The organism is Mucilaginibacter sp. P1_A3 (assembly GCF_056406855.1).
Genome location: NZ_JBFTZJ010000004.1, coordinates 474,508 through 500,130, shown reverse-complemented (window position 1 = coordinate 500,130; position 25,623 = coordinate 474,508). Strand labels below are relative to the sequence as shown.

Below are 25,623 nucleotides of genomic sequence, written 5' to 3'. Positions count from 1 at the left end.
TAATCGGTGTAATCCTTTCTATATCGGTGTAATCCTTTAATTAAAATCTAAAGTGAGAGAACGCTTTGTTGGCTTCAGCCATTTTGTGCGTATCTTCTTTCTTTTTCACTGCTGCACCTTCACCTTTAGCTGCTGATATGATCTCACCGGCTAATTTCTCCATCATGGTTTTTTCACCACGACGACGGGCATAGCTGATTAACCATTTCATACCTAAAGCGATTTTACGCTCAGGACGAACTTCGGTTGGTACCTGGAAGTTAGCACCACCAACACGACGGCTTTTAACTTCAACTGCAGGCATAACATTGTTTAAAGCCTTTTTCCAGGTTTCTAAACCGCTTTCGCTGGTTTTCTTTTCAACAATATCAACTGCGTTATAAAATATGGCGTATGCGGTTGATTTTTTACCATCATACATCATGTTATTTACGAACCTTGTTACCATGGTATCATTGAACCGTGGATCAGGAAGGATAATTCTTTTTTTTGGTTTTGACTTTCTCATTGCTTTCTATCCTCCTTAATTATTTCTTTTTCTTAGCTGGTGCGCCTTTTGTAGGTGCAGCTGCCTGACCTGGTTTAGGGCGTTTTGTTCCGTATTTACTACGACGTTGGTTCCTGCCGGCAACACCTGATGTATCTAATGCACCACGGATGATGTGGTAACGTACACCTGGTAAATCCTTAACACGACCACCGCGGATCAAAACAATAGAGTGCTCCTGTAAGTTGTGACCTTCACCTGGGATGTAAGCATTTACTTCTTTTCCGTTGGTTAAGCGCACACGGGCAACTTTACGCATTGCTGAGTTTGGTTTTTTAGGGGTAGTGGTATACACGCGTGTGCATACTCCTCTTCGCTGTGGACAGCTGTCCAACGCTGGTGACTTACTCTTGTCAACCAGAGCTACTCTACCTTTTCTAACTAATTGCTGAATAGTAGGCATTTTTTCCTTTTTGTATTTACTGTTTTATCCTTATTTTAAGGACTGCAAAGGTATGGAGTATTTTTTGATTTTCAAGGGGTTGAGACGAAAAAGTTTTGTAAAGGGTTGATTGGGTGGGCGAAGGGGGGGAATAGAATCTGAAATAATGGCTTTTTGCCCTGAAGTTTGTTAGTTGTCTATAAAACGTTGACGGGTCACCTTTTCCAGATATGCGTATCAATGTCATGGCGTATTCCATCATGAAAGCAATTTTGAGATTCTGGAAAGATTGCCGGATAAGTATGGTTGTTTACCTGGTTTATCTGGCTCTTTACTTTAATCAAATTCATACGGAACGAAATTTTAGGGCATCAATAGGCCATATTAATACAGGCGAGCGGATAGCATGGGGAGAGGGAGTAATGTATGGCGAGCTATTGGTCTTTTTAATAGGGGTGGGAGGCGTATTTGTGTGTTTACTAATAGCCTTGATACATAAAGACCAGCGTAAACACTCTTTGATATTTGGTTTTCTGTTTTTAGTTTCGGTAACCTATTACTTTACTGCTCTTCTAAACTAATGTTATTTCCTGGTTTTTCTTATGGTCACATTCTGGTAATTTACAGGGCATTTGGCTTGGCGGTAACATTATTGGCCAAAAACAGGATATTGGCGGCCGGGTGGTATTCCTTACTCCATTAATCCTTTATCTAATAATGGCAATGCCTGCGGCCCGGGCTGTACGTTTATACTGCGCAGGCCTTAATCACAGGCCGGTATTCACTTCCATCCCTATTGCGGGCGTAGGGAGTCCACAACATGTTATTCTCCTTGTTTAATAAAATAATTCGGCTGGAATTTTCAGAAAGCAAGCGGTAAAAACCAATCGCCTATAAATAAACAAAGCGGTGATCACTCACCGCCTTGCCATCAATCACTCAAAAACAACACTCTTTATAAATTAATAATGGTTATAACCACCCTGGTTATAGTCGTGGTTATGGCCACGATCATGTCCGCGGTCATGATCATCATCATCATGGTGCCTGCCATGGTGATTTCCGCGGCCGTATCCATCACGTACAACACAACCAGATGATACCGATATTACTACTGTTGATATTAATAATGCAAATGCAACAAATCTCTTTTTCATGGTAAATAATTTTAGTGGTACACCTTATTTAAACGATGTACATATGTATGATACATTTTTACCGAAAAGGTTTAATTTCAATATAAAAGCCTTTAACTGGTTATGGTTAAAGGCTTTTATAATTATGCTGCTGCCGGCTTTGGCGGCGGTGGTGGATGTGGCATGTTGCGCGGCGGAGCGCAGCTTGTGGCGAATGTGGCAATTGTTACTGCAAGTAATAATATGCCGGTTAATCTCTTTTTCATAGTAGTATGTTTATTAATACAATACCAACAGGCCGGAAAATGTTTTTAAAACCATTATCTTAGATTCTCCAATTCCATCTGTATGAAAAAGTTAGCTTACCTTATCATTCCTTTTTGTATCCTTATTAGTTGTAAACCAAAGCCGGCAGATGAAAGCGCACTATCGGGTGATGCTGCATTTCAGAAACTGGCAGATGATTATCTTGATGGTTACCTGGCCTGGCGCCCTGCCAATGGTGTTGCGCTGGGCTATCATCAATACGATGGAAAGGTTACTGATATTAGTAAGACCTCGATAGACAAAGAACTGGCACGTTTAAAGGATTTTGATACCAAGCTAAGCGGAGCGGATACCGCATCTTTTAGTCCAAAGGTTTTTTATGATTACCGCATTTTACGTTCGGCTGTAAAAGGGGAGATCTGGACTTTTGATGATCTGGGAACTTTTACTAAAAACCCCATGACCTATGCCGGGATAGTTGATGTAAGCATTTATGTAAAGCGCAATTTTGCACCGATAGAGGAACGTGTAAAATCAATCATCGCTATTGAAAAAATGGCGCCCAAGCTGCTGGCTGATGCCAGGCTTAATTTGAATGATACTTTGGCCAAACCCTATGTAGAAACCGCTATCCAGATAGCGCAGGGTTCGGCAGCATTTTTAGGCGGCGATCTTAAAGTGGCACTGAAGGATGTTAAGAATGATACCCTGATGAAAGCTTTTAATACCGCTAACGATGCGGCAATTTTGGCCGTTAATGCTTTCGCCGATTACCTGAAGAAGGAAAAGCTGCCAAAAGCAAATAATAAATATGCCATTGGTACGGCCAGCTATCAAAAAATGCTGCTTTATAGCGAGGGAATTAAGCTATCGCCAGATAAAATATTGCAAATTGGCTTAACCGAATTGAAAGATGAACAGAATGCTTTTAACGATGCTGCTAAGATCATCAATCCAAATAAAAAGCCGGTTGATGTATATCACGACCTTCAAAAGGATCACCCTACTGCTGAGACTCTGATCCCCGATGCCAAAAAGAACCTGGAAAAGATCAGGCAGTTCCTGATCGATAAAAATATTGTGACCATGCCGTCCGAGGTAAGGGTTAAGGTGGAGGAAACCCCGCAATATGCACGCGCCACAGGCACGGCATCAATGGATACGCCCGGTCCGTTTGAAACTAAGGCAACTGAGGCTTATTACTACATTACTCCGGTTGATCCCAAATGGACAGCACAACAAAAAGAAGACTGGCTGAAACAGTTTGATTATTATACTACCGATAATGTAACTATTCATGAAGCGTATCCCGGTCACTATACCCAGTTTTTACACCTGAATGCCTCATCGGCAACAAAAATTGAAAAGATATTTGGCAGCTACGCCTACATTGAAGGCTGGGCGCATTACTGCGAGAAAATGATGGCAGATGAAGGTTATGGTCACAATGGCGATTCGGTAAAGGCTGCCAAATATCGCCTGGCACAAGCCGGTGATGCATTGTTAAGGCTCTGCCGTTTATGTGTATCTGTTAAAACCCATACCCAGGGTATGAGTGTTGATGAGGCTACTAAGTTTTTTATGGACAACTGGTACCAGGGCGATAAGCCATCCAGGCAGGAAGCCTTGCGCGGAACCTTTGATCCCGGTTATTTGTTTTATACCATCGGCAAGCTGGAAATATTAAAACTACGCGAGGATTACAAGAAACAGGAAGGCGCCAACTTTTCCCTCAAAAAATTCCATGATGAAGTACTTGACCACGGCATGCCCCAGATTGGTATGCTGCGCGAAATTATGCTGAAGGATAAAAGTACCTGGGGGGATGTTCTGTAGGGGGGATTCAAATTAGATATGTCCTAAGGATTTGACGATCTTTTTGATGTCTTCCTTATCAATCGTGGCTTCTTCTGATTTATCAAATATGGTTATCAGGTAGATGTCTGTTGATGTTGGAGTTTCTTCTATTAAATAGGTAATAACACGGAAGCCACCGCTTTTTCCTTTCCCTTGTGATTCGTCGGCAAGTCTTACTTTGTAGATATTTGAGCCGTAGTTGTCGCCTATTTTAGGATTTTCAATAAGGAGTTGTTCAAGGTGCAACAAACTCTTTTGCAGAGTGTGATATTTCTTTAGTAGTCGTTTGGCTTTTTTTAAGAAAAAGGCAGTAAGTATGATCTTATTTGGCATCGAAAAGGTCAGACATAGAATAAGATTTTGCTTCTCCTTTACGTATTTTAGCTACGTCTTTTAATCCTTCTTTTATTTCGTTTAAAAGTTTGATTTTTTTCGTGCTGGTCTTATCCGTAGAAATAGAAATTATCTCGCCACCCAATTCTTTTACAATTGCCGACAATTTGCCTTTGGCTTTTTCAGGAACTTGTATCGTTATCGTGGTCATAAATCAAATATAATTAATATCTACAATTAATCCAACCCCATCTCCACCCTGTATTCCTGCTGAATAACAAGCAGGCAATTAGCGCACAGGCATCCATCATACAATTCACTCACATACTGCACTTCGTTGATAGTGAGCTGCACGGTACTGCACTGGCATTTGGTGAATGAATTGGCTTTACATTCAAAAGTGGCCTCGCAGCGTTCGCAACGGATGATCTCGTGTTTTGGGTGCATAGTTTTAGTCCGGAAGTCGGGAAAGTCCGGGAAGTCCGAAAGTTTGTTTTTTGTTGTTTGTCAAAGGTCGACAAGTTTGATAGTAAATAAAAGCTTTGCGAATCATTATAATGTAAAAGACCGGTAAGCTGTTGAGCTACCGGTCTTCTTTTATCTTTCGGACTTTTCCGACTTACTGACTTTCCGACTGCTTACGCAGAGCAGGTAACGCAACCTTCTTCCATTGAGCAGCTTGGGCCTTCTGGAACATTATCTGCAAGTTGGTTTACATGTTCCGGAATAACAGGCTCCATGTTTGAGCCACCCTGGTTCTCTACTGTGAACTTAACAGCTTGCGACGCAGCTTGTGTACGCAGGTAATACATGCCTGTTTTTAAGCCTTTCTTCCATGCGTAGAAGTGCATTGAAGTCAGTTTTGAAGCGTTTGGCGAGTTGATGAAAAGATTTAATGATTGCGATTGACAAACATAAGCACCTCTATCAGCAGCCATATCAATGATGTTACGCATCTTTATTTCCCAAACTGTTTTGTACAGTTCTTTGATATCAGCAGGTATTTCGGCAATGTCCTGTACAGATCCGTTTGCTGTGATGATCTTATCTTTCATAGCAGGGGTCCATAAGCCAAGGTTAACCAGGTCGCGCAGTAAGTATTTGTTTACTACGATGAACTCACCGCTTAATACCCTACGGGTGTAGATGTTTGAAGTATATGGCTCAAAGCACTCGTTGTTACCTAATATTTGTGAGGTTGATGCAGTTGGCATTGGCGCTACTAATAGTGAGTTGCGTACACCATGGTTCATTACATCCAGACGAAGGTTTTCCCAATCCCAACGGTTAGTGGCAGGTGATACATTCCAAAGATCAAACTGGAATTTGCCTTTTGATAACGGTGAACCTTTAAATGTTTCGTAAGGGCCATCTTTTATTGCCAGATCTTTAGAAGCCGTCATGGCAGCGAAATAAATGGTTTCAAAGATCTCTTTGTTCAGTTGTTTAGCCTCATCGCTTTCAAACGGCATACGCAACTGGATGAAAGTATCCGCCAAACCTTGTACACCTAAACCAATAGGGCGGTGACGTAAGTTTGAATATTCGGCTTCTTTAACCGGGTAGTAGTTATAATCGATGATCTTGTTCAGGTTTAAAGTAGCCTGATAAGTAACATCATACAGTTTATTGTGGTCAAACGTTCCGTTGCTGATGTAACGTGGCAATGCCAATGAAGCAAGGTTACAAACCGCTATCTCGTTAGCATCGGTATATTCCATAATTTCGGTACAAAGGTTTGAGCTTTTTATAGTACCTAAATTTTGCTGGTTTGATTTGCTGTTGGCAGCATCTTTATACAAAAGGTATGGTGTACCGGTTTCTACCTGGGCATCTAATACGGCAAACCAAAGTTCCTGTGCTTTGATGGTTCTGCGGGCACGGCCTTCTTTTTCGTATCTGGTGTACAATTCAACAAACTCGGCACCAAAACAATCGGCCAAACCTGGTGCTTCATGCGGGCAAAACAAGCTCCACTCTTCGTTAGCCTCAACACGCTCCATGAAGAGGTCAGATACCCAAAGGGCGTAGAACAAATCGCGGGCACGCATTTCTTCTTTACCGTGGTTTTTACGCAGATCTAAAAATTCAAATATATCTGCATGCCATGGTTCAAGGTAGATCGCGAAAGCGCCTTTACGCTTGCCACCGCCCTGGTCAACATAGCGGGCGGTATCGTTAAATACACGCAGCATTGGGATAATTCCATTGCTTGTGCCATTTGTACCGCTGATGTATGAGCCTGTAGCCCTTACGTTGTGGATGCTTAAACCGATACCACCGGCACTTTGTGAAATTTTAGCAGTTTGCTTTAAAGTATCGTATATACCATCAATGCTATCATCTTTCATGGTTAACAGGAAGCATGACGACATTTGTGGTTTTGGTGTACCTGCATTAAAAAGGGTAGGAGTAGCGTGAGTGAACCAGCGCTCGCTCATTAAATGATATGTTTTGATGGCGCTTTCAACGTCTTCTTTATGGATACCAACTGATACACGCATAAACAAGTGTTGCGGGCGTTCCACAATTTTGCCATCCACCTTTAACAAGTATGATTTTTCAAGCGTTTTAAAACCGAAATAGTCGAAACCAAAGTCGCGGTCATAAATGATCGTACTATCTAACAGTTCGGCATTTTCTTGAATAACTTCCCATACATCATCGGCTATAAGTGAAGCATTTTTGCCTGTTTTGCCATCCACGTAATTGTACAGGAGGCGCATAGTTTCTGAGAACGACTTGATCGTATTTTTGTGCAGGTTTGATACTGCTATACGCGAAGCCAGTAAAGCATAATCCGGGTGCTTCGTCGTTAATGATGCTGCAGTTTCGGCCGCAAGGTTGTCAAGTTCTGAAGTTGTTACTCCATCAAATAAACCTTCAATTACCTTTTTTGCCACATCAATTGGGTCAACCAGTTGGAACCCATAACACAGTTTTTCGATACGAGCTGTGATCTTGTCGAATTTTACCGATTCTTTTCTACCGTCTCTTTTTACTACAAGCATATTTAATGGTATTTAGTAGTTAGTGTCAAGTAGCAAGACCTGAACCAACTTGTGTATATTGTATTTTGTTAACTCTTATTTTTTGTATCAAGTAGTTAGTATCAAGTAGCAAGACCTTTTACCAACCGGTGATTTTTACAGATAATTAAGCATCCCGATACTTGATACTGACTTAAAAGTCTTCATCTAATGAGAATGCTTTACTTTCGGCATTGTTTAATACACCGCTTTTTTGATAATCGCCAACGCGTTTTTCAAAAAAGTTGGTTTTGCCTTGTAGTGATATCATCTCCATAAAATCAAACGGGTTGCTGGCGCCGTAATGTTTTTCGTATCCCAGTTCGCCCAGCCACCTGTCGGCCACAAACTCAATATATTGACTCATTAATTTGGCGTTCATCCCTATCAGGTTAACAGGTAATGCGTCTGTAACAAATTCTTTTTCAATTTCAACAGCATCGGTAATAATGCTTAAAACTGCTTCGGCGCTTAATCTTTTGCTTAGCATTTTGTAAAGCAGGCAGGCAAATTCGCAATGCGAACCTTCATCACGGGAGATCAATTCATTGCTGAAAGTTAATCCCGGCATCAGGCCACGTTTTTTAAGCCAGAAGATGGAGCAGAAACTACCTGAGAAGAAGATCCCTTCAACAGCAGCAAAAGCTACCAAACGCTCGGCAAAATTACCGTTGTTTATCCAACGTAAAGCCCACTCAGCCTTTTTGCCCACACATGGTACCGTATCAATGGCATGGAACAGGCGGTCTTTTTCAGCCGGATCTTTAATATAGGTATCAATCAGCAAGGCATAGGTTTCTGAGTGGATGTTCTCCATCATGATCTGGAAACCGTAAAAGCAACGAGCTTCTGGTAATTGTACCTCGCTCATGAAATTCACAGCCAGGTTCTCATTCACTATACCATCGCTTGCCGCAAAGAAAGCCAGGATGTGCGAGATGAAATGCTTCTCGCCTGAATTCAGATTTTCCCAATGCTTCATATCGTCCGAGAGATCGATTTCTTCGGCTGTCCAAAAACTGGCTTCAGCCTTTTTATACATTTCCCAAATGGCCGGATACTTAATAGGTAGTATCACAAACCTGTCTTTATTCTCTCTCAGTAATATTTCGTCTTCCTGTATCATTGGTACCTGTTTTTTATTCGTTTTATCCCTACGTAGCGCCATCAGACACCAAAGCGAGCCTTATTAAAAATAAAGCTTTCAAGTTTTTGTGATTTAGCTTGACCAATCACAATGTTTAGTATGTAAATCTATGACAGCTAAGTGTTTGTATTGTGGATGACGAATGCATCCGCTGCCTGTTGAATACCTTTTTTATTACCTTGTAGAACAAAGTTAATGTTTGAGTTGGAATGCTTATAATGATAGTTTTTAACAAAGGCCAGAGTTATTAACACTTTGTGCCATAACTTTTAAAGCCGCCTGGCTAAACAGAAAATTAATGAACTTGATTACAGCTAATTAAAATTGAACCCTAAAAAGCATAGTGTAAAAACTTGCCGAAAACAATAATTTAACATTGTAAATTACTTTACTTAACACCGACAATCATTGAAAAATGCATAATGGCTTTGCTAAAGCCGGATGGGAATCTCGAAATCTGGCTCTGAAAATCGCCTCAAACCCGGTTTGTGGAAAACAAAACATCCCGGTCGACTTTAATCGACCGGGACATTCCTGAATTGTTTAAAGAAAATTATTTAATATCATCTGCCGATACAAATTTCATCGACACTGAATTTACACAATGGCGGGTGTTTTTTGGGGTGAAGTATTCACCTTCAAAAACGTGACCTAAATGCGCGCCGCAATTAGTGCACTCAATTTCAACACGGCGACCATCTGGATCTGGTACTCTTCTTACTGCCCCAGGTATTTCATCATCAAAACTTGGCCATCCGCAATGCGATTCGAATTTTGACTCGGAAGTGTAAAGCGGGGTGTCACAGCGTTTGCAAACATATAAACCCTGAGCATGATTGTTTAGCAAAGCGCCTGTAAACGGACGCTCGGTGCCTTTATGTAATATAATATATTCTTCTTCGGGTGTTAACTTGTTGTATTCCATTTTTATTTAGTGAGTTTATGAGTGGGTGAATTAGTGATGTTAGCTCACCTTTTTGCTACATAAAGATACGACAATTTAAAGGTTTTGATTGTTTTGGAAGGGGATGTTTACATTGGGTTGACTTGAGATTAGGTGTGCAGATGTGCAAATTTCAGATGTGCAGATATAACATTACGGTTCAGACAAATGCCGCATTGATACTGCCCCTTCAGGGGGCCGGGGGGCTAACGTCCAAATGATATTCCTGTATCAAAGGCGGATTCTCGGGCGTTAGCGTAAAGCTTACTTTAATATTGGCATTTTCGCCCCTAATAATGAAATATCCCCTTAACTGGTTCTCTGTAACTACATCACCAACGCTTATAGTTTTACCTGCTTTGGCAAAGGCTTATGCGGTAGCAATTTTTAGCTTTTCGGGAAAGTAATCCATGAAGAAGTTATCGGCGAAGATGCCGCTTTCTTTGGCCTTGCTCCAGTTGGCAATAACTTTGAGAAGGTCGTTTTTACGCTGATCAAGAATCAGGGAGGCCGGTAGCTGGCGTGGTTTTATGCCTGATAACGCCAGCAGGGTATCCAAAACCTGCGAGTTAGGGTAACCCGCGCGGGCATAAGTAAGGTTGGCAAAGGACACTACCCCGATGCCATAATCGGGCATAATGTTCCATTGGCTGCCGAAGCCCGGCAGGCCGCCGGTATGACCGATATAAACCCGGTTATCACAATCTTTAGCCCAGCGCAAGCCGTAGGCATAGGCACTTACATTGGGGCAGGGACGACCGGTTGTAGTTTTGGCGTTTGCCGTTAAATAATTTACATCCCATGGGTATTGCATTTCGCGGATGGAACTTCTTTTTATCGGGCCGGTTTCGGCGTTATCCCGTGGGGGCCAGGCATCCAGGTGAAGAGCCATGTAAATGCTGAAATCCTCAATGGTGGTGATCAGGCCTCCCATGGCGCCATAAGCACCATCATGCAGTAAAGGCTGCTCTACCCATTGGTTATCAAGCCATCGGTAGCCCAGCGCCAATTGCTCTTTGGGTACTTTGGTATATTCCCAGTAAGTATGGGTCATGCCTAATGGTTTCAGGATATTTTCGGTAATGTAAGTTTCATAGGTGTTGCCCGAAACTTTTTTAATGATGTAGCCTAAAGTAGCAAAGCCGAGGTTACTATACTCATAGCCTAAACCTGGGTTGTTGGAAAAGGAGACGCCTTTTTTATACAGGGCTATCAGTTCATCATCGCTTACGGCCAGTTGCCTGTCGCCCCAGGGATTATCTTCGGGGTAACCGGCGGAGTGGGTTAACAGATTCCTTACAGTTACCGGTGTGGCATCTTTGGTAAGGTAATGTGTGTTTTTCATTTCGGGGATGTATAGGTAAGCGGGGTCATCCAGTTTCAGTTTACCCTCATCGCGCAGTTTTAAAATGGCCATGGCGGTAAGGCTTTTGGTCATGGATGCAATGCGGAAATCGGATTTTGGGGTTGCAGCTATTTTATTAGGCACATCGGTATAGCCAAGGCCACCTACATGCACCAGTTTGCCGTCTACAACGATACCATATGCCAGGCCGGGCCAATGGTTTTTTTCGGCATAGTCTTTATAAATCTGGTCGATAACTGGATAAGTAGCCTCTATCTTTTTCAACCTGTCGGGATCGGTGAAAACGGCTGGTTTGTAGGTTTGAGCGAGGGCTGTTGTGCAACAGCCGGATATCAGAATTAAGCTGAGCAGTTTATGCAGATTCTTTGTGGTCATAAGTAAGTTGAAGCTTTACTTTCTAAAAATAAAGAATTTATGGCTGGTAAGGAAACAGGTGTTCGCTTTTTCAAGAGTATCCGTTGTTAGTGAAAATTCGAATATTTAATTATTTGTAAATCAGTAATTTAAGTGTTCGCTTGGTTTGGGTGTGGAAATTGCTGACGTTGATTATCAGTAATTTAAGTGTTCGGGGTGTTCGGGCTGTGGGGGAGGGGGTTGAAAAATGCGAACACTTGTTTTGGTGGTTTCCTATGTATGTAACTATTTTCAAATCTGCAGTGTGGACTGCGTTGCTTTAAGCCAAGTACACGTAAGCTGGAAGCTTACACCATGTCTCCCACGAGTTACGCTGCGCTAACCTCGCGGGAGTGATATGTTCTTTGATTCTAAATAAAAAATCCCGGCCAAACTGACCAGGATTCAAATATGTTTTTCCAGTTCCCCCTTTAGGGGGTTAGGGGGCTTAAACTAATTTAGCCAATTCTTCTGCCATGGCAGCGCCAATTTCGGCTGGAGATTCAACTACGCGGATACCGCACTCGCGCATGATCTTCATTTTAGCGGCAGCTGTATCGTCGGCACCGCCAACAATAGCACCAGCGTGACCCATTCTACGGCCCGGAGGCGCAGTTTGGCCGGCTATAAATCCTACTACTGGTTTAGTGCCAAATTCTTTAATCCAACGGGCTGCTTCAGCTTCCATGCTTCCGCCAATTTCGCCTATCATGATGATACCATGAGTATCAGGATCATTCATTAACAACTCAACAGCTTCTTTAGTAGGCGTACCAATGATCGGGTCGCCACCAATACCTATAGCGGTAGTGATACCTAAACCAGCTTTAACCACCTGGTCAACCGCTTCATAAGTTAAGGTGCCTGATTTTGAAACTACACCAACATTACCTTTTTTGAAGATAAAGCCTGGCATAATACCAATTTTACTTTCATCAGCAGTAATAATACCCGGGCAGTTAGGGCCAATAAGGCGTGCATCCTTATCTGTTAAATATTCTTTTACCGCAATCATATCCTTTGTTGGGATACCTTCGGTGATACAAACAATAACCTTAATACCAGCCTCGGCAGCTTCCATAATGGCATCAGCGCCGAAAGCAGGAGGTACAAAAATGATAGATACATCAGCACCTGTTTGGTCAACAGCGTCTTTAACGGTGTTAAAAACAGGCCTGTCTAAATGCGTCTGACCGCCTTTACCTGGTGTAACACCTCCAACAAGCTGGGTGCCATAAGCAATCATTTGCTCGGCATGGTAACTGCCTTCTTTACCGGTGAAACCTTGTACAATAACTTTTGAATCTTTATTTACGAGAACACTCATTGGTTTTTTTCGTTTAGTACGGCAAAGCTAAAGTTTTTGTCCGAATGTCAACCCCCTAATTTTCTAAAGGGCGAATAATTTTAAATGTTAACAAAAAAGTGACTTTGTGGTAATTGAATAATTGTTTCACCGGGTAGGTTTTGGATGTTTCCCCTGATAAAACCGGGAGCAGGGCTTTCCGTTGCAAGCACTCGTTTTGCGGTTGCCGCAGGTCCGCGTCGGTTGTGGGCTTTCACGCAAATCCTGGACGTGAGTTCATCCGGAATTTTGTATTTTTAAAATCTGCAAATTGATGGTGGAATGTTAAACATGTGGTTAATAAATTGAATTGTGCAGAAGAGATTTATGAAATAACTGCCTTCTCATGAAGTCACGAGTACTCCACGCTTTTGGCCATGGCTGCATACTCGCGCCAAATGGGGGGATGTTGAGGATTCACTTGCGGCAGCTTTTGCTTTGATACACTACCCACCTTCACATAGAACTTCCAGTGTGCACCAATATTTCAATTCGCTCAGTGTCGGCCAGTCTATAAATCTTATCTATCGATTTCAAATTAGAAATATATTCTTTATTGTAACACCCGTTATCAGGAAAACTTTCACTAAATGTTGTCTTGTTTGCTGGCAATGTCCAAAACTCACCTGATATTTTAGCAATGTTCAGCGTCAGGTGCCTTCCATTTGATAACTTAACCGTGCTAAATTCCGTCATCTTTTTGGAAAGCGGCAGCAGCCTCTTATAGTAATTTTTAGAAAATATTGCTTCCTGTTCAGCGCTGTTAAACTGGTAACGTAACCGGTTTTTTTTTAATGTGAGAAACGGCTCTTCAAATAATATTAATTTTTCAGTCAGTCTACAAATGATTGAGTCCTGGTCGCCAACTTTTAAACAGCCGTAAATAGAAGGCAAATCTTTACTTAGTAAATATTCGGTCACTGGTCGTCCATTATCTAATGTTCCCGAAACCAAGCAAATGAACACTGTATCTTTTATAGATTTACTAGGCTGTCCGTAAGATCGTTGCAAACAAGGCAGCAAAATAATAAGTCCCAGGATTCTAAGGTTACTTTTCATCTTTCTTTTCTGTTTTTGATTTGTCATCAGGGGGAGGAATATTCGGCAGCTGATCAATAACGGTACTGACATCTAGATCATTGGGCATATCCTGTTTGTCGTAAGAACCGATCGCCGACCCAGCGCCATCATAATCATAAAACAATGTATGAAAAATTTCATAGATTCTACTTCCCTGTTTGGCGCGAGTATGCAGCCATGGCCAAAAGCGTGGAGTACTCGTGACTTTATAAAAGCACATCTGGTTAGCAATGAAAATTTAAAAATTACAGAGGTAGTGATTCATCCCCGTGGTTTAAGTGATAGTTCTGAAGTTGTAATCACAGCGCATATATATTGATATAAGCTGTCGCGTATCCCCCCTTTTATTGTCATTTTCTACCCTTGCCCGTTTCAAAGTGATGAATTACTTTTATTCAGTAAAACTTTTGACATGGAAAAATATACGATTGAAAGAGATATTACTGTCATTTATGTACAAGCAACCTCTTTCCCTATGGGGGTTGGCGGCGCGTTCGCGGCGTTGGATGCTCTTTTGCCAGGTCGGGACAGGCTTTACGGTATTTCAAATCCAGACAAAGAAGGCCGGATCATTTACCGTGCTGCTGCTGAAGAGGCGTATCCGGGCGAGGGTAAAGAAAAAAAAGCGGAAACTTTCCTGGTAAGGAAAGGAACTTATATCAGTTTGTATTTAAAGGACTGGAAAAAAGATGAGGCCAGTGTTGGCCACGCGTTCAGGCAATTGCTAAGCTATCCTGATATCGACCCAAAAGGCTATTGCCTGGAAATTTATGAAAACGATAGTGATGTACGCTGCCTGGTACCCTTGGTGTAACGCAAATTATTAACCATTTGAACCATAGTGGATCATCCTAAAGTCATGGAGCATACTTAGCATGCAGGTAGTTTTAAACTACGGGCATAATCGTTCGAAGTCGGATACATTCGAACAGCGGGAGACTTCAGACAGCAAGGTTATTTGTTATCGATGAACTTTATCGACTATTATTTTATTTATTAAATATAAGTTGTAGTTTAGGAACGGTATTTAATAAAAGTATCCTATAACCTGCTATGAGTTTTGTATTTAAGTACAAGGATGAACACAACGATTTAACTTGCCCTTGCCCAAATTTAAAAGAGTTATCTTCTTACAATGGCTCTTTATTTAGAATCGTACATAACGATATAAATCATAGAAACAATTTCATACCTGTAACAAAAATAAGTAACAGGGAGTTTCAACTTTGCGAGAAACATTGTGATGGTCACGCTTTATCTTTTTTTGCTACCTTGGATAAAGCGGAAAAACACCTTACTAAATGTTTAAGCATCTCTCCATTATTTATTGAGACTGCTGGTTCTTGTATTTCTGAGGGAATTGTTTGTCAACATGATGGGTTAGTGAGTAAAAAGAGTAAGAAAGGACATATAAATTTACATGAATTTAAAAATACTGATTTCCGTAGTAGGTTTGTTATAGTAAAAGATTTAAGCGAGACAGAGTATGTTTAGGCAGACTAAGGGTATAGAAATTACAAATCTTCCGTTCCATTTAGAATGGGTTGGAGATTTGCTGTCTTATGATTGGCCTATTATTTCAGTTTACAAGGATAAATATAATCAACCCTTTATCAAATCTTGGGTGGAATCTAAGGATTCTTTCAATCGTCATTTAGTTTACTCAATAAAGGCAGAAGCTTTATCGCACTATATATTTGGTAAAACATCGTATGCACAGCTATTAGCAAACGCAATTAATCACATTATTTTTGTAATAGATGATAAAAATAAATTTGGGGATATTGCATGTAAAGTCAGCGTTGTTTCTGATTTACCATATGATTATCTACCTAATTCAGAGACAATGTTTGAAGATGAAGATTCTGAAGAATTGGAAGACATTATATTTGAATTTAGTTTAGATACGTATCGTCAAAAATCTGTAGTGAAGGCAGAAGAACAAACATTCAATATTTTAGAAGAATCAAGTAAGTCTGGAATTGAGTTATATAATATTCATATACGGTCAAGTAATGCTAAAGTTAGTTATGGGGTTATTAGGAGTTCTATCTTAGGTTCTTTACTTACGAGTTTCAGTGATATATCAGAAGCTACAGCAGTAAATATGTTTGATAGTCGTAAGCATGGAAAGAAAAAGAGAACAAAGGGCGAAATATCTAAAGTAAAACTATTGGGCGAAACAGACTTTGCTTATGTAAAGGCTGCTTCTTTTAGTGTTTTTCTGAAACCGTCAAAAAAGGATTTTGGGTTATTTTCTGATTCAAGTTCAAATAAAATAGCAGAACAGATATTTTATGTTTTTGATAAAAGTAGTAATTTGGAGTCTTTAAAGGAAAACACAATAGAACTATCGGATGATTTATTAAAAGCCTATACATCCTTTCTGAAAACAGTTAAGGAGAACGATATTGATATTACTGTCCAATATGGAGATTACAAAGATGCCATTGCTCTACAAGACAAATTTGACCTCAAAAAAGCTACGTTAATACTTGACAACTTAGATAAGTTGGAAATTTTAGAAAAGCAAACAAATATCCATAAAGGAGTTTTTAAGGCATTAGACTCAATTAGTAATAGTTTTAAATTTGAATCGTCTGATGAAAATATATTTTTAGGTAAGTTTAGTGATTCGCTTAAATCTGCTATAGCTGATTATAATTTAAAAGATATGTTTCAGATAACATTGGAAACATCTTTTGAAAAGAAACGGGGCAAAATTAGTGCGTCTGAAAAGCATACAATTGCTAACTGTACCGCTATTAATTAATTTTAATTTAGATTATTTATCTTTTTTAGGTGGTGGTACGCACCTTTGGCGCGAGTATGCAGCACTGGCCAAAAGCGCGGAGTACTGGTGACTTTATAGCTGCAAATCCCAGATGTTTTTTCATCCTGGACTTTGCAATTCGAGCCCTACCTATATGCATTAATTTGAATCATAACGTCTTTCCTAAAGGCGTGGCGCATACTTAGCATGCGGGTCACAAGGGTGGACCTTTGCGACAGCGAATAGATAAAATTTATAGTTTTGTTATATCCAACTTTTCGACATCTTCATAGGCTTTTGCTATTTCTTTCTGATTTCCAATATAGAATGCTTGAAATTCAATATACTGGTCATTATTTATATAAGCTTTTCCCATAGATCCCCCGGAAGCAAAAACAGCCTCAGCTTCACTGTTTTTGGGATTAGCGAAAAAAGGAATCAAATTATTGGAAGCAATACTTCCATAATAAAATTGAGGAATGTCAATGTACCCATAATTGTTCGGAAAATCAGTTTTTAGTATCCCATTACTCGGCACTCTATATAGTCGACTCCCTTTGTAGTATGCTCGTTTAGACTTGCCTATTTGATTATAAATTATTATTATGTAACCTTTATAGTTGGTCGGCACTACAATTACCTCTTTTTCGCCATGTTTACAGCCAAGAAGTAATAACCAACAACTCATTAGCATAATTAATTTTGCTTTCATTTTTTTAATTGGTCTTTTACGTATTTATTCCACTCTTCAACAGTATATTTCTTGTCGCATGGTTGAACCCCCCATTTGGCGCGAGTATGCAGCCCTGGCCAAAAGCGTGGAGTACTCATGACTTTATAATTTGCAAATCCATGATGTTAGTTTCACCCCGAATTTTGGTCATCCCAATTTTCGCGTAAGGGATTGTACCGGGTACCGGCCAACGAGCATAATGCCTGCAGGCGTATGAGGGGAAAGCCCGGCCCGCTTCTATCAGCGGGAAACGCCCGGATACAATTCGAATTTAATATCTTACTCGTTGACAACGCAAGCAAACCAAGCCTTAGATAAGAAGAAATTCAATTGCGCCGATAAGCCCCAACAACACCCATGAAGAAATGAAGATTATTCCAGCTTTTTTAAGCTTCTTTTTATCTCCCAAAATTCCGGGTATGAAATAAGCCAGTGTATAGCCCATTCCGGCGAACATGATTATAATTTTGAGCGCAAAAATCATCGCAGATATGTTAAGAGCATAAATCTAACTTTCTAATAAAAAACTCCCCCTTCAGGCAGTCGGTGATCTAAACTCCCCCTCGCTTTTCGCAATCACAATAGTAGCTACACCATTGCCAATTACATTGGTGATGGCACGCGCTTCTGACATAAACCTGTCTACACCTATCAGGATAGCCAAACCTTCTACCGGGATAATTTTAATAGCCGCCAGTGTGCTGCTCAATACAATAAAGCCACTGCCGGTAACACCGGCCGCGCCCTTTGAAGTGATCATCAGGATGCCTATGATAGTTAATTGCTGGGCAAGAGATAGCGGTACATTAAATACCTGCGCCAAAAAAATCACACACATAGATAAGTAAATGGTAGTGCCATCCAAATTAAAGGAATAACCGGTAGGGATCACCAGGCCCACCACTGATTTGGAGCAGCCGAATTTTTCCATCTTCTCCATCATGGCCGGCAGGGCCGACTCGGACGAGGATGTCCCCAGCACAATCAATATTTCCTCGCGGATGTATTTAAGGTATTGCCAAAGGCTGAATTTGTAGATGCGGCAAATGATATTCAGCACCACAAAGATGAACAGGAACATGGTTAAATAAACCGAGCCCATCAGGATAGCTAATGGCTGTAACGTTTTTAAACCGTACTTACTGATGGTAAATGCCATCCCCCCGAATGCGCCCAAAGGGGCTACCTTCATCACAATTTTCATGATGTTGAAGAATACTTTTGACAGCTTATCAAACAGTTGGATAACTGATTGCCCGGTTTCGCCCATGCGACTTAGCCCGATGCCAAACAAAATAGCGAAGAACAGGATCTGTAATATATCGCCTTTGGCAAAAGCCTCAAACACGTTGCCGGGTACAATGTGAGCAATGAAATCGCCCCAGTGCATTTCGGCGGCAGCTTTTTCATACACGGCAAGCTTACTGGTATCGGCAACGGCATGGTTTACAAAGCCAGCGCCGGGTTTAACAATATTGGCCACGGCAACGCCAATGATAAGCGCGAATGATGTAACTATTTCAAAGTAAAGCAAGGCCTTGCCACCCACGCGGCCCACCTTTTTCATATCGCTCATGCCGGCAATGCCCAGCACGATGGTAAAAAATATGATTGGCGCTATCAGCATGGTGATTAGGCTGATGAATGTTTTGCTAATGAGTTCGGCAGTTGGGGCAAAGCCCTTAAAGTTTAGTCCGACGATGACACCGAGGGTAATAGCGATAAGAACCTGGAAGGAGAGGTTTGAGAATAGGCGTTTCATGGTTTAACAATCCCTCAAGTTCCCTAAGGGGGGAGCAAAAGGTTTTATTTTGCCAATATAATAAGTTATTAGTTCTGATTATAACAAAAAAGAGCTCCCTCCGGAAACCGAAGAGAGCTCTTTTATTATTTAATGCCTTGTGTTAATTAGGCTTTACTTCGCCTGTTAGTAAATCAACAAGGTATTCGTGGTTTAAAAATGTCATTTGAGCTTTATGATTGCCTAAGAATTTAAGTGTTCCACTATAATCCCATCCGCCGCCATTGGTTTTTCCTTTTGAATTAAAAGTTGCAGAGCCGCTTGTGATATCAAAGTTATCATCGGCATGTACGTACAGATTGCTAAAGTTATAAACGTTATGAACAGACATGAACGTGTTATACTTGGTGTATTGATTATCGGTAAAAGATTTTAATTTTCCATCCAGTGAGAAATTGGAATTGTTGGTATTTAAACCTCTTACGTGGTAATCCTGAATAATGGCATAAGTAAAAGCATAGCCAGGGCCGCTGCCTTTTGTAGTAATGGAATCTATCAGATCGTATCCTATGGTTTTGTTATTGTTGCATACAAAGTAATAGTTTACGCCACCTGTTTTATGCGCCTTTAAGGTATCGCCCTGGTTAAAAGTAAGGTTTAAGCTGGTATCAATATAAAAGCCGCAATTGTAATTGTTGCTTTGTACTTTAAGCTTTGATGTTGAAAAACTGGCAGATGGATTAACCCCATCTTTAATACTGGCGCCGCCAAAAGCACCAACAATTGATTGTGCAAGGTTTTTACCAATTTCAACACTTGCCTGGGTTGTAGCCGGGGTATTGGGGGTGGTAGGGGTAGCGGTATTTTCAGTTTTTTTACATGCCGAATAAGAAATGACAACACCCATTAGTAACGGCAATACGATGCGTAGGTTTAGATTCATGATTTTGATTTAGATATTTTTATTGGAAAACGATACTCAATAAATATTCCAATCATACATTATATATCAAAGGATATTTTAATACCCTAAAACGGAATAATTAATTAATTTTCAGTTAAAGATTTGCCGGCTGAAAGCTTGTTTTTTGGTTGCGGGAGGGGTGTGTTTTGCACCAAATGGGGAATTGTTTGCAATGTTTAATTTCCCGCTACGGATTTTGGGATTTTTGGAGTAAGGAGCAAGGACTTTTGGAGCAAGGATCTTTGGACAAAGGACTTTTTAGACAAAGACCTATAAAACAGAAGTCATGCCGAACTTGTTTCGGCACCCCACATGCAAAGTCTGCAATATAATGTTGTTGACCTGTAATGTGGGATGCCGAAATAGTCGACATGACTTCGTGGTTTTTTTATAGCAATTTCCCCGATAGTAGTCGGGGGGTACATATTTTAAGTTCGGGTTATAACACCTGTCCGGTTTTAATGTTTATGGTGTAAACGTCGCCATTAATAGTAACCTTGGCTTTATGGCCACCGATGAATACTATGGTTCCCGAGTAATTCCAGGTGCCTTTATCATAAGTTCCTTTGGTAGAAAATTTTCCTGTTCCGCTTATAATATCAGCATCTGCAGAGCGGTCAATAACCAGCGCAGATAAACTGAAGTTGTATGAAGCTGCAACGGCTTTTGTAGTGGTGTTTTCTTTATAGGTGCCGTTTACAGATAAGTTCAACTTGCCATCCAGCTGAAGTTTTGCGCCTGTTTGACCCGGGCTAAGGCTTTTTAATAAAAAGCTTTTGCCATATTTTGCTGTAATGTTATTGCCGCCACCAACTATAACTAAACGTAAGCTATCATTAACATTTACGCTTGAAGGTATGCTGTTGGTGCACAAAACTTCGTACTTGATTTTTTCCCACAGGTCGAGCTTTGCACTGTCGGTATCAAAGTTGGCCGAGAAGGTGGTATCAATTTTAAAACCGCAAACCAGGTGATGGTTTGATTGAATTTTAATTTTGCCTTTGTGAGCAAAATCAAGGTTGCTTGGGTAGTCAATACCATCTTCGATGCTAAAGCCACCTTGTGCGCCATACAAAGATTCGCTAAGGCTTGAAGCCATTTGTGTGCTAACTACTTTGGTGCTAACTGTGCTGGTGTTGGGTTCGTCTTTTAATTTTCTGCAGGCCGACCATGTGAAGGCCACGCATAATAAGGCTAATAAAAGCAGTTTGTAATTGTGTTTCATGTTTAAGTTTAATAAGTGTCACCAAATTTAACTTTAATACGGTTAATTATATAATTAGTTAACTAAAAATATTAATATCTATTAATAATGATGAGGATGATGTTATTATGGAGGGTTTTGCAAGTATAACAAAGGTTATGTACCTTAAAAGGAATAGGTTAATCAACTAATCGCCAATAAACTACCATACTAATAGAGATTTTCTTAATTTCGCAACCTCATACGCGTAAACAATAAAATGGACTATCAATTTAAGGATATAGAGCAAAAATGGCAGCAGTTTTGGGCACAGAACGGAACGTTTAAAGCCGAAGATAAAAGCGCCAAACCCAAGTATTATGTACTGGATATGTTCCCTTACCCATCGGGTGCGGGGCTGCATGTGGGTCACCCGCTGGGCTACATCGCATCTGATATTTTTGCACGTTATAAACGGTTAAAAGGGTTTAACGTGCTGCACCCCATGGGTTATGATAGTTTTGGCTTACCGGCCGAGCAGTATGCCATACAAACAGGGCAACACCCTGCGGTTACTACCGAAGATAATATTGCTACCTACCGCCGCCAGCTGGATCAGATTGGTTTCTCTTTTGATTGGAGTCGCGAGGTGCGCACCAGTTCGCCCGATTATTATAAATGGACACAGTGGATCTTTATGCAGTTGTTTAACAGCTGGTATAATAAGGATGCAAACAAGGCCGAATCTATTGCCAAACTGGTTGCTCATTTTGAGCAAGAGGGGTCTGCTGGCATCAACGCTGTATGTGATGAAGAAATATTAAGTTTTACCGCCGGTGAATGGAATGGCATGAGCAACCCAAAGCAGCAGGCCGAACTTTTAAAATACCGCCTTACCTACCTGCGCGAAAGTACCGTAAACTGGTGCCCCGCTTTAGGAACCGTACTGGCTAATGACGAAGTAAAAGACGGCTTTAGCGAGCGCGGCGGCTACCCGGTTGAGCAAAAGAAAATGATGCAATGGAGCATGCGCATTACCGCCTATGCCGAAAGATTATTGCAGGGACTGGATACTATTGACTGGCCCGAGCCATTAAAAGAGATGCAAAGGAACTGGATAGGTAAAAGCACCGGTGCCAGTGTTAAATTTCCGATAGATAAAACTACTCACCACATACAACTTACCACTCACGATTACATCGAAGTTTTCACTACCCGTGTTGATACCATTTTTGGTGTTACATTTTTGGTGATAGCTCCCGAGCATGAGTTGGTGGCAACTTTAACCACGCCAGAGCAAAAGGCAGATATCGATGCTTATATAGCTGTAACCAAAAAGAAATCGGAACTGGATAGGATGGCTGATGCCAAAACGGTTTCGGGCGCGTTTACCGGGAGCTATGTGTTGAATCCGCTTAATGGCGAAAAGATCCAGATCTGGATTGCTGATTACGTTTTAGCCGGATATGGTACCGGGGCTGTAATGGCTGTGCCATCGGGAGATCAGCGCGATTATTTGTTTGCCAAACATTTTAACCTGCCGATAGTACCTATCCTCGATATACAAAATATTGAAACCGAGGCCGACCCTACCAAGGAAGGTAAATATATCAACTCCGACTTTATGAACGGGCTGGACTATAAAGCAGGTACAGCAGCCGTTATTGCCAAACTGGAGTCAATTGGCGCCGGTAAAGCGAAAATAAACTTCAGGATGCGTGATGCTATTTTTGGCCGTCAGCGTTATTGGGGCGAGCCGGTACCGGTTTATTTTAAAGAGGGCTTGCCACATTTAATTGAAGAAAATCACCTGCCATTGTTATTGCCCGAGGTTGACAAATACCTGCCAACTGAAAGCGGCGAACCTCCATTAGGCAGAGCTGAGGGGTGGAGCTACAAGAGTGAAACGGGGGGTGATGGTGCGAGCTATCATTACGAACTTTCGACCATGCCGGGCTGGGCTGGCTCAAGCTGGTACTGGTACCGTTATATGGATGCAAAAAACGATAAGGAGTTTGCATCAAGAGAGGCTATTGAATATTGGAAAGATGTTGACTTGTATATCGGTGGCAGCGAACACGCTACCGGCCACTTATTGTATAGCCGTTTCTGGAACAAGTTTTTAAAGGATCTTGACCTGGTGGTTGAAGATGAGCCGTTTAAAAAGTTAATTAACCAGGGGATGATACAGGGTAGAAGCAACTTTGTATACCGTTTGATTGATGAGGAAGGACGCGGAACAAATACGTTTGTATCACATGGGTTGATCAAACAATATAAAACATCGCCAATACATGTTGATGTGAATATTGTAGAGAACGAGATTCTGAATTTGGAGAAATTCAAAAAATTCAGGCCTGAATTTGATACTGCGGAATTTATACTGGAAAATGGCAAATACGTGTGTGGGCATGAAGTTGAAAAAATGTCAAAATCCAAGTTCAATGTTGTGAACCCGGATGACATCATTAGCCGTTACGGTGCTGATACCCTGCGCATGTACGAGATGTTTCTTGGTCCGCTGGAGCAGAGCAAGCCATGGAATACCAATGGTATTGAGGGGGTGTTCAAATTCCTGCGTAAATTCTGGAGGATGTTCCATAACGAGGCATGGGAATTTAGTGTATCTAATGCCGAGCCTTCAAAAGCCGAGTTAAAATCATTACATAAGATCATCCGCAAGGTGGAGGAAGATGTGGAACGCTTCTCGTTCAATACCTCGGTTTCCAGCTTCATGATCGCCGTTAATGAACTAACCGACCTGAAATGTAATAACCGCGCGATATTGCAGGATATGGTGATCATACTATCGCCATACGCCCCACATATTTGCGAAGAATTATGGACATTGCTGGGTAACCCGGCTGGTACATTGTCGTACGCGCCTTTTCCTAAGTTCATCAGTTCGTACTTAATTGAGGATGAATTTGCATACCCGATATCTATCAACGGTAAAATGAAAATGAACCTCAGTATTTCATTAAGCCTTGATGTAAAGGAAATAGAAGCTGCTGTTTTAGCCAGCGCCGATGTACAAAAATATCTCGACGGCAAAGCCCCTAAAAAGGTGATTGTTGTTAAAGGCCGGATTGTGAATATGGTTGTGTAGACAGCCGGTTTAAATATTTGTCAACCCAGTAGTATGTTCTGGAAAATGTCATTGACGATCATTTTTCAATAAATGACGTTTTAAAAAATTTGTCATCCTGAACATAGTGAAGGATCTATTCGCAGACTTTACAGGGCGAAGAAGCATAGTGCATAATAGATCCTTCACTATGTTCAGGATGACAAAAAAAGTCTTTTTTTAATTTCGTAATTAACCCGGTTTAAGTGGATGTGCTAACAATACCCCCGATCAGTACGCAGCAAAAAAAGCATATACCGCAGGTTGATTATATCCGCGCCATTGCTGCTATGGCTGTTGCGCTTTTTCATTTGGGAGGTAAAGCCCTGCCGGTTTTAAAGTATGGCTGGCTGGGTGTATACATGTTTTTTCTGCTCTCGGGTTTTATCATTTGCTGGGCCATCCCGCAAAACTATACCTGGAAATTAAGCGGGCGTTTTATTTTAAAACGTATTATCCGCATCGAGCCTCCCTATATTATTTCTATTGCGCTGGCCATCATTATTAAATTTTTTTGGGTAGAAAATTATAGCCCCGACTGGTTTAACGCCTTATGCCATTTGGCTTACCTCAATACCTTTGTAGGGCAATCTTATCTTAGTCCGGTTTATTGGACTTTGGGTATCGAGTTTCAATATTACCTGTTTGTTGCCCTGTGTTTCCCTTTGTTTACCAGTAAATGGGGGCAATGGTTGGTGTTACTATTAAGTATTTTGCCCATCATGATAAATGTACCGGAGGCCGGTTTGATCAATAGCTTTCCGGTGTTTGCGTTGGGCATTTTGTATTACCTATACCTGGTAAAAGGGAAAAACTTAATAGAAGTATTGGTTTTAGGTATTTTGATAACTACATGTGGTATATATACCCTTGGCTGGCTGCCAACCTGTGCTGCATTATTTGCTTTGGGGCTGTTGTTGTTACCTTTAAAAAAACACCCTGTAATTAGTTTCCTCTCCCGGATCTCGTTTTCATTATACCTTACACATGATATGATTGGCAGCAACCTTGTGGTATATTTAGGTACGCTGTTACCCAAAACATTTATTTTTAAAGGATTGGAGTTTATGACAGGGATTATAGTGAGTGTGTTATTTGCGTGGCTATTTTATTTACTGGTGGAAGGGCCTTGTATAAAACTTTCCAAAAAAGTTGCTTATAAAATATAAATAGGCATGGTGTTTAGCTGTATTAACTTAGTGTAACATATACATGACAAAAGGAGCTTTATTGAAAAAATAAAGGTTTACGGTGTAACATTTGAAGTATTTTCGCCT

The 25,623-nt window shown here is 40.9% G+C and carries 25 protein-coding genes; 7 read left to right on the top strand and 18 right to left on the bottom strand.

The features are described from left to right. Positions 1 to 40: 40 nt before the first annotated feature. Both rpsG and rpsL read right to left on the bottom strand, forming a co-directional pair. Positions 41 to 508, bottom strand: coding sequence for a 30S ribosomal protein S7 (gene rpsG / locus AC1D0K_RS11015; protein WP_091149764.1), 468 nt, complete (start codon positions 506 to 508; stop codon positions 41 to 43). A 19-nt stretch (positions 509 to 527) separates the two neighbouring features. Then, on the bottom strand, positions 528 to 950 hold the full coding sequence (gene rpsL / locus AC1D0K_RS11010) for a 30S ribosomal protein S12 (RefSeq protein ID WP_067190071.1): 423 nt from the start codon (positions 948 to 950) through the stop codon (positions 528 to 530). Positions 951 to 1,189: 239 nt separating this feature from the next. On the opposite strand from rpsL, the gene AC1D0K_RS11005 reads away from it, so the two are divergent. Next, on the top strand, positions 1,190 to 1,510 hold the full coding sequence (locus AC1D0K_RS11005) for a hypothetical protein (protein WP_477395806.1): 321 nt from the start codon (positions 1,190 to 1,192) through the stop codon (positions 1,508 to 1,510). Between the two features lie 381 nt (positions 1,511 to 1,891). Here the strand turns inward: AC1D0K_RS11005 and AC1D0K_RS11000 are convergent, their stop codons facing one another. Together AC1D0K_RS11000 and AC1D0K_RS10995 are read right to left on the bottom strand one after the other, a co-directional pair. Beyond that, the gene (locus AC1D0K_RS11000; protein ID WP_477396590.1) at positions 1,892 to 2,086 is read right to left on the bottom strand and encodes a hypothetical protein; all 195 of its coding nucleotides are present in this window, start codon (positions 2,084 to 2,086) and stop codon (positions 1,892 to 1,894) included. Positions 2,087 to 2,208: 122 nt separating this feature from the next. Further along, positions 2,209 to 2,331 (bottom strand): hypothetical protein, encoded by a 123-nt coding sequence (locus tag AC1D0K_RS10995; protein ID WP_477396587.1) that lies wholly within the window; start codon positions 2,329 to 2,331, stop codon positions 2,209 to 2,211. An 82-nt stretch (positions 2,332 to 2,413) separates the two neighbouring features. Here AC1D0K_RS10995 and AC1D0K_RS10990 point away from each other — a divergent pair, with 82 nt between their 5' ends. Continuing rightward, positions 2,414 to 4,168: a DUF885 domain-containing protein gene (locus AC1D0K_RS10990; RefSeq protein ID WP_477396585.1), complete on the top strand. Its 1,755-nt coding sequence runs from the start codon at positions 2,414 to 2,416 to the stop codon at positions 4,166 to 4,168. 12 nt (positions 4,169 to 4,180) lie between these two features. On the opposite strand, the gene AC1D0K_RS10985 is transcribed toward AC1D0K_RS10990, so the two are convergent. From AC1D0K_RS10985 to AC1D0K_RS10940, 10 genes are all read right to left on the bottom strand, one after another. Continuing rightward, positions 4,181 to 4,522, bottom strand: coding sequence for a type II toxin-antitoxin system RelE/ParE family toxin (locus AC1D0K_RS10985; protein ID WP_477396583.1), 342 nt, complete (start codon positions 4,520 to 4,522; stop codon positions 4,181 to 4,183). Beyond that, positions 4,512 to 4,733, bottom strand: coding sequence for a hypothetical protein (locus tag AC1D0K_RS10980; protein WP_477396581.1), 222 nt, complete (start codon positions 4,731 to 4,733; stop codon positions 4,512 to 4,514). Before AC1D0K_RS10980 ends, AC1D0K_RS10985 begins: the two co-directional genes overlap by 11 nt. A 26-nt stretch (positions 4,734 to 4,759) precedes the next feature. Then, complete coding sequence (locus AC1D0K_RS10975; protein ID WP_295721014.1) at positions 4,760 to 4,969, bottom strand: cysteine-rich CWC family protein; 210 nt, start codon at positions 4,967 to 4,969, stop codon at positions 4,760 to 4,762. 191 nt (positions 4,970 to 5,160) lie between these two features. After that, positions 5,161 to 7,533, bottom strand: coding sequence for a ribonucleoside-diphosphate reductase subunit alpha (locus tag AC1D0K_RS10970; RefSeq protein WP_477396578.1), 2,373 nt, complete (start codon positions 7,531 to 7,533; stop codon positions 5,161 to 5,163). 172 nt (positions 7,534 to 7,705) lie between these two features. Further along, the gene (locus AC1D0K_RS10965; RefSeq protein WP_295721016.1) at positions 7,706 to 8,677 is read right to left on the bottom strand and encodes a ribonucleoside-diphosphate reductase small subunit; all 972 of its coding nucleotides are present in this window, start codon (positions 8,675 to 8,677) and stop codon (positions 7,706 to 7,708) included. Positions 8,678 to 9,251: 574 nt separating this feature from the next. After that, positions 9,252 to 9,623, bottom strand: a complete 372-nt coding sequence (locus tag AC1D0K_RS10960) for a methionine-R-sulfoxide reductase (RefSeq protein WP_477396576.1) — start codon at positions 9,621 to 9,623, stop codon at positions 9,252 to 9,254. A gap of 388 nt (positions 9,624 to 10,011) precedes the next feature. Then, complete coding sequence (locus AC1D0K_RS10955; RefSeq protein WP_477396574.1) at positions 10,012 to 11,382, bottom strand: serine hydrolase domain-containing protein; 1,371 nt, start codon at positions 11,380 to 11,382, stop codon at positions 10,012 to 10,014. A 466-nt stretch (positions 11,383 to 11,848) separates the two neighbouring features. Further along, on the bottom strand, positions 11,849 to 12,727 hold the full coding sequence (gene sucD / locus AC1D0K_RS10950) for a succinate--CoA ligase subunit alpha (protein WP_477396571.1): 879 nt from the start codon (positions 12,725 to 12,727) through the stop codon (positions 11,849 to 11,851). Between the two features lie 474 nt (positions 12,728 to 13,201). Then, a complete protein-coding gene (locus AC1D0K_RS10945; protein ID WP_477396569.1) occupies positions 13,202 to 13,804 on the bottom strand; it encodes a hypothetical protein in 603 nt (200 codons plus the stop codon). Then, positions 13,794 to 14,045 carry a hypothetical protein gene (locus AC1D0K_RS10940; RefSeq protein ID WP_477396567.1) on the bottom strand — a complete coding sequence of 84 codons (252 nt, stop codon included), beginning with the start codon at positions 14,043 to 14,045 and terminating at the stop codon, positions 13,794 to 13,796. The genes AC1D0K_RS10945 and AC1D0K_RS10940 overlap by 11 nt, the downstream gene beginning before the upstream one ends. A 192-nt stretch (positions 14,046 to 14,237) precedes the next feature. On the opposite strand from AC1D0K_RS10940, the gene AC1D0K_RS10935 reads away from it, so the two are divergent. From AC1D0K_RS10935 to AC1D0K_RS10925, 3 genes are all read left to right on the top strand, one after another. Then, on the top strand, positions 14,238 to 14,639 hold the full coding sequence (locus AC1D0K_RS10935; RefSeq protein ID WP_477396565.1) for a transcriptional regulator: 402 nt from the start codon (positions 14,238 to 14,240) through the stop codon (positions 14,637 to 14,639). 239 nt (positions 14,640 to 14,878) lie between these two features. Further along, positions 14,879 to 15,319, top strand: coding sequence for a hypothetical protein (locus tag AC1D0K_RS10930; protein WP_477396563.1), 441 nt, complete (start codon positions 14,879 to 14,881; stop codon positions 15,317 to 15,319). Beyond that, positions 15,312 to 16,598: a hypothetical protein gene (locus AC1D0K_RS10925; RefSeq protein WP_477396561.1), complete on the top strand. Its 1,287-nt coding sequence runs from the start codon at positions 15,312 to 15,314 to the stop codon at positions 16,596 to 16,598. Before AC1D0K_RS10930 ends, AC1D0K_RS10925 begins: the two co-directional genes overlap by 8 nt. Positions 16,599 to 16,851: 253 nt before the next feature. On the opposite strand, the gene AC1D0K_RS10920 is transcribed toward AC1D0K_RS10925, so the two are convergent. The 4 genes from AC1D0K_RS10920 to AC1D0K_RS10905 form a co-directional block, all read right to left on the bottom strand. After that, complete coding sequence (locus AC1D0K_RS10920; RefSeq protein WP_477396559.1) at positions 16,852 to 17,310, bottom strand: DUF6843 domain-containing protein; 459 nt, start codon at positions 17,308 to 17,310, stop codon at positions 16,852 to 16,854. 556 nt (positions 17,311 to 17,866) lie between these two features. Then, positions 17,867 to 19,093, bottom strand: a complete 1,227-nt coding sequence (locus tag AC1D0K_RS10915; protein WP_477396557.1) for a dicarboxylate/amino acid:cation symporter — start codon at positions 19,091 to 19,093, stop codon at positions 17,867 to 17,869. A 142-nt stretch (positions 19,094 to 19,235) separates the two neighbouring features. After that, the gene (locus tag AC1D0K_RS10910) at positions 19,236 to 20,015 is read right to left on the bottom strand and encodes a hypothetical protein (RefSeq protein WP_295721029.1); all 780 of its coding nucleotides are present in this window, start codon (positions 20,013 to 20,015) and stop codon (positions 19,236 to 19,238) included. 460 nt (positions 20,016 to 20,475) lie between these two features. Then, entirely contained in the window at positions 20,476 to 21,261 is a 786-nt protein-coding gene (locus AC1D0K_RS10905) for a hypothetical protein (protein ID WP_477396555.1), read from the bottom strand. Between the two features lie 238 nt (positions 21,262 to 21,499). Between AC1D0K_RS10905 and leuS the strand changes: the two genes are divergently transcribed. Together leuS and AC1D0K_RS10895 are read left to right on the top strand one after the other, a co-directional pair. Next, on the top strand, positions 21,500 to 24,328 hold the full coding sequence (leuS, locus tag AC1D0K_RS10900; protein WP_477396553.1) for a leucine--tRNA ligase: 2,829 nt from the start codon (positions 21,500 to 21,502) through the stop codon (positions 24,326 to 24,328). Between the two features lie 230 nt (positions 24,329 to 24,558). Further along, complete coding sequence (locus AC1D0K_RS10895) at positions 24,559 to 25,515, top strand: acyltransferase family protein (RefSeq protein ID WP_477441763.1); 957 nt, start codon at positions 24,559 to 24,561, stop codon at positions 25,513 to 25,515. The last annotated feature ends 108 nt before the right edge of the window (positions 25,516 to 25,623 follow it).